The organism is Vibrio sp. Vb0937 (assembly GCF_033338855.1).
Genome location: NZ_JAWOTK010000450.1, coordinates 1 through 1,049 on the forward strand (window position 1 = coordinate 1; position 1,049 = coordinate 1,049).

Below are 1,049 nucleotides of genomic sequence, written 5' to 3' on the forward strand. Positions count from 1 at the left end.
GAAATGGTGAGATTTAAAACAAAAAAGCCAGACTCACATCTGGCTTTTTAGTGACGGTTTAGCACGGCTAAGCAGGTATACCACTGTGGAACTTGAAGTCTTCGTCGGGGGTTGAAATCAGCTCAGCTTCGATACGGCCGAAGTATGCAATACGCTCGCTGATATCTTTGCCTGCAATCTGCTCAGCCAGTACAAGGTAGTCTTGATAATGACGTGCTTCAGAGCGGAGTAGGGAAACATAAAACTTCGCAATGTCTTCATCCATGTGTGGTGCAAGTTTAGCGAAACGTTCACATGAGCGAGCTTCGATGTAAGCGCCGATAATGAGCTTATCGATAAGCGTCTCGGGCTCATGAGTCTTCATGTGTGAAATCAGCGTTTTTGCGTAGCGGCTTGCGGGAATGTTTTTGTATTCCACGCCACGGCTCTCCATGATTTCCAGTACTTGATAGAAGTGATGTAATTCTTCTTTGATCAAGAGAACCATTTTATCGATCAGATCTTGGCTATACGTCGAATCCGATTTTGCCATGATGGCTTTCGAAATATTGCTCTTACCTTTTAATGTCTCTAATGAGCCGATTTTTCGGTAAGCGAAATCTTCATACGGTTTGAACCAGTCAAGTAAGGCATGTGAACTGTCTTTATCTACTGCGTATTTGCGGATCAAGAACATGGCTGACTGACCTGCTTTCAGCTCGCACAGTAAGTGATCCAATAAAATGGTTTGCAAGTTTTCTGGTTTCTTTGCTTCTTCAACCCATTCGTTGGGTGTGCTGCATTGCAGAAATTGATTGATAGGAGCAAGAAGATCTTGATAGGCGTCGAGATTAATCATTTTATTTTTAGTACGTTACGTTCAAATTTGGTTCATCCAGAGCATGAGTAAAACGGAAATCTGGATAGAAAAAAGGCTGCAAACGCAGCCTTTAATCGGATAGGGCGAAAAGCTGGTGGGGATATTACCACTTTTTCTTCTCGCCGAAGAGAGCTTCCATGTCATTGTCACGCTCTTTGTCTGCCATTTGCTGCATTTCTGCATCGCTTTT

1 protein-coding gene and 1 pseudogene are annotated in these 1,049 nt (G+C 43.2%); both read right to left on the minus strand.

Going from position 1 to position 1,049, the window contains the following annotated elements:
- Positions 1–67: 67 nt before the first annotated feature.
- Positions 68–838 carry a tRNA isopentenyl-2-thiomethyl-A-37 hydroxylase MiaE gene (gene miaE, locus R7P67_RS26415; protein ID WP_318086528.1) on the minus strand — a complete coding sequence of 257 codons (771 nt, stop codon included), beginning with the start codon at positions 836–838 and terminating at the stop codon, positions 68–70.
- A gap of 124 nt (positions 839–962) precedes the next feature.
- Positions 963–1,049, minus strand: a pseudogene (locus R7P67_RS26420) (DNA repair protein); the annotation flags it as partial.

What these genes read in the sequence shown, in the direction of transcription:
- miaE (WP_318086528.1), bottom strand. Translation starts at nt 838, where the DNA reads ATGATTAATCTCGACGCCTATCAAGATCTTCTTGCTCCTATCAATCAA.